Origin of the sequence: Mycetohabitans sp. B2, assembly GCF_021733735.1 — a bacterium.
Lineage (GTDB): Bacteria > Pseudomonadota > Gammaproteobacteria > Burkholderiales > Burkholderiaceae > Mycetohabitans > Mycetohabitans rhizoxinica.
Map to the genome: position 1 here is coordinate 1 of NZ_JAHKSP010000053.1, position 5,915 is coordinate 5,915.

A 5,915-nucleotide genomic window follows, 5' to 3' on the forward strand; every position below is an offset into this window, starting at 1 on the left:
ACTAGTGTGGATTACTAAATGGATACAGCATAAAAAATTAGCATGTTGAAAAAATGAAAAATTTTCACGGCGCATTGTTTTATGAAAATTATACCGAGTACGAGGGTCTTTCCTAAAGCGGGGAGGATGTCTTCCAAGGCCAGACACAGCTCATATTCGTGATGCTCGAGCTTGCCACAGTATTCGGTGCCGCGATCCGTGAGCACACGCAGCAGCAGGAGGGCGAAACTGTCGAAGAATGGAACGACGCGATCGCTGAACAGGTCAGCCGCTGGCAGGGGCGTCTTGCGATCGTAGAGCTTGGCGAATGTCAGCTTCGAGTAGGTGTCGACAAAGGCCTGTTGATAGATACAGCCTACGCCTTTGAAGCTGCCGACATAAAATGTGTTCTGTGCGCCACAGTAGCCTGGACATTCGGACTCGAACTCGCCATGGGCCTCTTTTTCCCGTTTGGCGCGCTCCAGCGCAACCAGCTGAGCCTCGGTCAATACCAGCTCTTGTGCCTCCAGCGCCTTCAGACGCTTCGTTCATGGTCTGCAAATCGTGACGCAGCCAGATGCTGTGAACGCCCTGAGGCGAGACCTTCAGCGTCTGATTATAAGCGGGCAGTTCCAGGACCAGTTTAACCACGGCCGCCTCGACCTGCGGATCCACGCGGTTTTTGGACAGCGGGCGGCGGTGGGAGATTTCCTCCAGCGCCGCTTCGCCGCCCTTATCGTACATTTCCTTGAATCGGTAGAAGCTGTCGCGTGAGTAACCTATCACGCGACAGGCTTGGCTGACGTTGCCCAGCTACCGAGCCAGTTCGAGCATGCTGACCTTGGTGCAGATGACTTTATGTTCCTGAGTCATGGCGGACTTCTTACGGTTCGCAGTGTGCCTTGCCGCTACGGACTACGCCCTGCGCGGCAATACGCACCAGCATGAAAAACCAACCACTGTCAGATTTAGCCTAGTTCACTGCAACTGAACGGCATTAGGGCTTAGGCCCCTACTTCACGTGCTAACCACGCCAAGCTCGTGCTGCGTCCGGCTGCCATAGCATGCACCGTTGTCACCGGCCAGTTGCGCCGCGATCGGGCAACGAAGCCCCCGTGAGCAGCTCTTGCCGAAAGGCAGCGCGTGTGAAAGGCAGCGCGTGTTAGTGAAAGGGCGACCGCACACGGGTGAACTACTTAACCGAGCATAGCCCTCCATGCGGAAATGAGAACGACACATGCGTGGTTGCCGCAATCCGCAGCGTAGCTAAGCGTTTTTGTCGTGTCCCGTTTAACTTCACCGTCCCCACACCCGAACCGTGTCCCTCATCTCGTTCACTACCGTGCCACCGGTCTAGGCACTCGTGTTGCCCGAGCGCCTAGACAGGCGCAACAGCACCAATCGCGGCAGGCGCGAGAGCGCGCAGCTCGCCGCGCACCACGACCTGGACGCCGTGCGCGCCTGGCTGTCTAATTACGCCGACACGAAAACCACGTTCGACACCTACCGTAAGGAGGCTGAGCGGCTCATGCTGTGGGCCGTCGTGCAACGGGGCAAGCCATTGTCGTCGCTCACACACGAGGATCTACAGCAGTTCAATGCCTTCCTGGTCGACCCGCAGCCCGGGAGCCACTGGGTCTCGCGCAAGGACGACGGCTCCATCGGCGGCAAGTATGCCCGCTGGCGCCCTTTAACGGGCCGCTGTCCGCAGCTAGCCAGCGGCAAGCGCGGGTCGTCCATGCCGCTGGCCTGCCGGTTCCCACAACGTGTGGAAGAGCCAATTTGCTCCCGGCATTGACAACTACAGTCTCAAGCGCTGGGAGGCACTTACGCGTTATCTAGTCGATGGGCATGTGCCCATCGACAATAACTGGTTGGAAAATCAGATTCGTCTTTGGGCCATCGGTCGCTCGAACGGGTTGTTTGCTGGTTCGTTGCGCGCTGGGAAACGCGCCGCAACAATCATGAGCCTGATTCGATCCGCGCAGCTCAATGGTCACGGCCCGTACCTCTATCTCAAAGACGTGCTCAATCGATTGCCCACCCATCGAGCCGACGACATCGCCGCCCTGCTACCACATCGCTGGGCGCCAGCCCCAGCTTGATTGACGGCCATTTACCTCCAGGGATGTCTTTGCCGGGGGCTTACATTACGACCACGCACAGGGAGGGTTGGGTAGTCGGAGCTTGTTCGATGCCAGGCAATCCCTACGATGGGCACACGCTGGCCGAAGCGTTGGAACAAGCGGCGATCCTGAGCGAGGTGCAACCGCAGATCGCTGTTGTCGACCGCGGCTACAAGGGCGTAGCGATCGACGGCATGAAAGTCTATCACCCGGGTTTGCGACGCGGTATCACGCGAGGCTTGCGCGCAATGATCCGACGTCGCAGCGCGATCGAGCCGGTCATCGGACACATGAAGGCCGACGGCAAGCTCGATCGAAATTGGCTCAAGGGTGCGCTGGGCGATGCAATCCACGCGGTGCTGTGCGGCGCCGGCCACAACCTGCGGATGATTCTCAGGAAGCTGCGGCTTTTTTACGCCCTGCTCTGCTTAATCGACAGGCTTACATGGGGTCGGCGGCATGAACTTACCGCAGAGCAACGTTAATTGTTCAGGACGGACTACTTAATGCAAAAAGCCCAAAGAAACGACGAGCTGAAACAAGCGTTGAGTAAACTACAGCTTTGACAGCGGCCGGTGCGCATCAAACCCGCTCTTGGGCGGCTTGCCGAAGCGTGCGTTGTAGGCTGCCATGAAAAAGGGCGCATACGCATTCATTTCGGCCACCGTGTTGATGCTACGCAGCCGCAGCTCCATCACGAGCCGGTCCTGCAGTGTCAGATGGGCGCGCTTTACGCACCCCTTCCGAACTGCTGTTTGCGCAGAGCGTATCGATGTTCAACTCGTACATTGCTCAGCCAAAGTGTGTCATGTTGCTGCCGGTCTTGCTGGCACTCGTATTGCGAAACACGCTCGCCTTGTCACTGTACAACGCGCTAGGCTTGCCGTGGCGCTCGATGTAGGCTCGCGTCGCCTCAAAGTAGCTGAACGTCGATTCAGTCGCCGTGAAGCGCAGATGCATCAGCCGGCTCGTCGCATCGTCCGCGTACATCAGCAGCGTGCATTGCGGCGCCAGGTCCTCGAACCACGGATGCTCACTGCCGTCAATCTGGATTAACTCGCTCAGGCATGCGCGCTGAGCCCGCGGTTGGTAGAGCTTGGGTGGACGCTGCCGTCGTGACACCCATAAGCCGGCCTGTGTCATCAACCGGCGAACCGTCCCCTTGACCATCGAGAAGCAAATTTCATGCCAACGGCAGCACGCGGTTCACTCCTTCGGTGTCTTTTCCGCGGGCTGGGCAGAAATTATATTGGCGACAGGCCGGATGTCGGCTTGTCCGCTTCTGGCAAGTTCCCTCACCTTATCCTTATCGCTGATACCGAGATATATAGAACCACCACCATCTAAATTGAGCGTGGAAACGCCAATCCCCTTATCAAGGTTTTTATATTTTCCTGCTGGATCAGCACCGGTTGCCGTGATATCTTGCCATAAAACCATTTCCACACCCAGATCTCGTTTGCCTTTTGTTGTTGTCAGCGTATGCATGACTAAGTCACTTGGTTCGCCAGGCACTCCGGGACGCACACTCACCGCGGCCCGTTCATTGCGGTCGCTGGCATGAGTCAGCGCGCCGGCAAATTTGTTTAATGGATTTTCCTCGTTTGCGTTGCGATATTGAAACCGGTCAGCGTTGCTGTCCAACTCCGTCTTCTGCCCATTCAATGCGAGCACCGGACCGCTCGTGATGCCGACTTTACCGTCTTGCAGCAATTGACCATAGTCATTCTGCCAAGGCAGAGCAACGTCGACATAGTCGGGCCGAGTTGCGGTTGGGCCCACCGGCTTGCCAATGTCATCCTCCTTTGCTAATTTTTTATCGTTTCCTTGAACAATTTCAAGGTTGGTTTTGTGCACGAAGTACCCGCCGTTAATGAAGGCGGACCCTTTCGGCGCTGCCACTGCAAGCTCGGAGGGGGGCTTCGGCGGTTCCCCTTCCTTTGTGCCGATTACTTTACCAGACTCCGCTCCGCCTTTTACGATAAGCATATTGTAGGTCGCGATATTCCCATCTTTATCACTCGGAAGCTTCTCTTGGATCCTTTTAAGTGGCGTGTCTGAGAGGATCGTACCGAAAGAGCCGCCTTTGATCGTAATTTGGATGATTCCCGGACGGTGGCTTTGTACCTTGACGATCTTCTCCCGCACGAAATGCCCTTTGGCCCAAGCGGCGGCAAGGGAATGTCCTTTAGCGTTAGCGACGCTAAGATTCTCATTGAGCTTATTTCGTATTGCCTTAAACGCGTCGGTGTTGGATAATGAGCTGGTCGATGCAGAGGACGCGCTCTCAGACGATGATGGATCATGGGTCAGCGAAGTTCGCCTATTCGCGTTCTGCGCTTCGAACTTGGCCTGGTAAGCAGTGATAGCCAGTTTCATTTTATAAACTCCTGTTGGATTCCACAGCAGTTTTGCCGACAATTTAGTATTCGAGAGAAAGCTATGTTGCCCACGCAGAGAGTGAAATGGCATGCTTCGGTTAGATTATAAGCGTGTTGCTGTGCCTATAATAGCGCAGAATGAAGCCCAGACGTTAAAAGTGAAGCGTCTCCCAGCGGGTGAGAGTTAGTTAAGTAGAGGGGACGTCGCGTCATGACACGTCAAGTATATAAGGCCTTGTTGCGCACTGCACGGCTTGTGGAGTGACACGTTTCAGGATACACGGAGGGTACCAACAAGGTGTTGAAAACTTACCGTGCAGTAGCCGTCACGTCACGCTGCAAATGCAGATTCGTTGCTTTCGCTGCGAGAACGGAAATAAACGTGCTATGACCGAAGCAACAGTGACGAGGAAGAGCAAAACCCGAAGGCGCCACAGCTGATCCCCGATGAACTGATTGACCAACTGTTGGCGCAGGTGCAAAGCAAGGATGCCGAGTCGATTTGGGCGAATCGGGCTTAGCCGGGCAACTGAAGAAGCAACTGGCTGAGCGCATGTTCGCGGCGGAACTGACCCACCACCTGGAAAGCGAAGTCAAGCAAGGCAAGGTGGCAATCATCGCAATGGGACCCGACCCAAGACGGTGATCATGTTCAGTGGCGAACTGAAGTTGGCTATCCCCGTGATCGGCGAGCCAGGTTCGAGCCACAGCTGGTGGGTAAATATCAGCCCCGGCTGCCCGGTTTTGACAATCACGTTATCAGCATGTATGAGCGTGCGCGAGATCCAAGGCCATTTTAACGGGAGCGCCTTGCATCGCAGACTAGCGCGCTTGCGGATTGTTCGCGTCGCCGCCCTACCGCTCCGTGTTGCCTAGCGCGTACTCCGGCATCGCACGCGAAGCCCTGTACAAAGCGCCTCGGCCCGGCAGCGAACCGCGCTTCGAGACGATCAGCCACGTTTGCGTTGCCTTGGGCGTGTGCCTGAGCACAGCCGCCACATTGACAGAATTTTTGGGTTTCCGGCCCCATTGCATCTGCGACGTTCTGCGCGAGCGATTGCTATTTGTTTAGGGCTAGGAGTCATGTCTAGAGCGGTGAGTGAACGCGCCTCACATATCCCGACATTGTGCTATGAGGCAAGGTTGCTATTCGCATTGTTCCATCAGCCCCAACGCCAAGATCACGGTCATCGCTCCACCCATCCGTGTGGCAAGCTGCGCAAAGGGCATGAGCGGCAGACGATTTGCCGCCGTGAGAATAGCCAAATCGCCCGTGCTTCCCATGCCGCTATGGCACGCGTTAATCATTGCACTTTCGGTTGCCGATAGTTTGATCCAGTGTCCAACAAAAAAGCCGGTGATCATCAGCGTAAGCACGGTCACCAGGGTGGTGACAAAATGCGCTAAAGTCAGCGCAGCGAGCAACGCT

At 56.1% G+C, this 5,915-nt stretch carries 3 protein-coding genes and 6 pseudogenes; 5 read left to right on the forward strand and 4 right to left on the reverse strand.

From position 1 onward, the window contains the following. Positions 1-125: 125 nt before the first annotated feature. Positions 126-792: pseudogene (locus KPG66_RS13445) on the reverse strand (helix-turn-helix domain-containing protein); the annotation flags it as partial. 550 nt (positions 793-1,342) lie between these two features. Between KPG66_RS13445 and KPG66_RS13450 the strand changes: the two are divergent. The 3 pseudogenes from KPG66_RS13450 to KPG66_RS13460 all read left to right on the forward strand — a co-directional run. Further along, a pseudogene (locus tag KPG66_RS13450) lies at positions 1,343-1,716 on the forward strand (hypothetical protein); the annotation flags it as partial. Positions 1,717-1,778: 62 nt separating this feature from the next. Continuing rightward, positions 1,779-2,084, forward strand: a pseudogene (locus KPG66_RS13455) (IS66 family transposase); the annotation flags it as partial. A gap of 44 nt (positions 2,085-2,128) precedes the next feature. Next, positions 2,129-2,590: pseudogene (locus KPG66_RS13460) on the forward strand (IS5/IS1182 family transposase); the annotation flags it as partial. 87 nt (positions 2,591-2,677) lie between these two features. Here KPG66_RS13460 and KPG66_RS13465 read toward each other — a convergent pair. Both KPG66_RS13465 and KPG66_RS13470 read right to left on the reverse strand, forming a co-directional pair. Beyond that, positions 2,678-3,269, reverse strand: a pseudogene (locus KPG66_RS13465) (ISNCY family transposase); the annotation flags it as partial. Positions 3,270-3,311: 42 nt separating this feature from the next. Continuing rightward, positions 3,312-4,484 carry a hypothetical protein gene (locus KPG66_RS13470; protein ID WP_237071162.1) on the reverse strand — a complete coding sequence of 391 codons (1,173 nt, stop codon included), beginning with the start codon at positions 4,482-4,484 and terminating at the stop codon, positions 3,312-3,314. A 389-nt stretch (positions 4,485-4,873) separates the two neighbouring features. Here KPG66_RS13470 and KPG66_RS17780 point away from each other — a divergent pair. Then, positions 4,874-5,277 (forward strand): annotated as a pseudogene (locus KPG66_RS17780) (transposase); the annotation flags it as partial. Positions 5,278-5,351: 74 nt separating this feature from the next. Further along, positions 5,352-5,558: a hypothetical protein gene (locus KPG66_RS13480; RefSeq protein WP_442929444.1), complete on the forward strand. Its 207-nt coding sequence runs from the start codon at positions 5,352-5,354 to the stop codon at positions 5,556-5,558. A 74-nt stretch (positions 5,559-5,632) separates the two neighbouring features. Here KPG66_RS13480 and KPG66_RS13485 read toward each other — a convergent pair. Beyond that, a partial coding sequence (locus tag KPG66_RS13485; protein WP_237071164.1) for a 2-hydroxycarboxylate transporter family protein occupies positions 5,633-5,915 on the reverse strand: 283 nt, incomplete at its 5' end.

Bases quoted from the DNA above. Each gene is read 5' to 3' on its own strand.
- KPG66_RS13470 (WP_237071162.1), bottom strand. From the start codon at position 4,484: ATGAAACTGGCTATCACTGCTTACCAGGCCAAGTTCGAAGCGCAGAAC.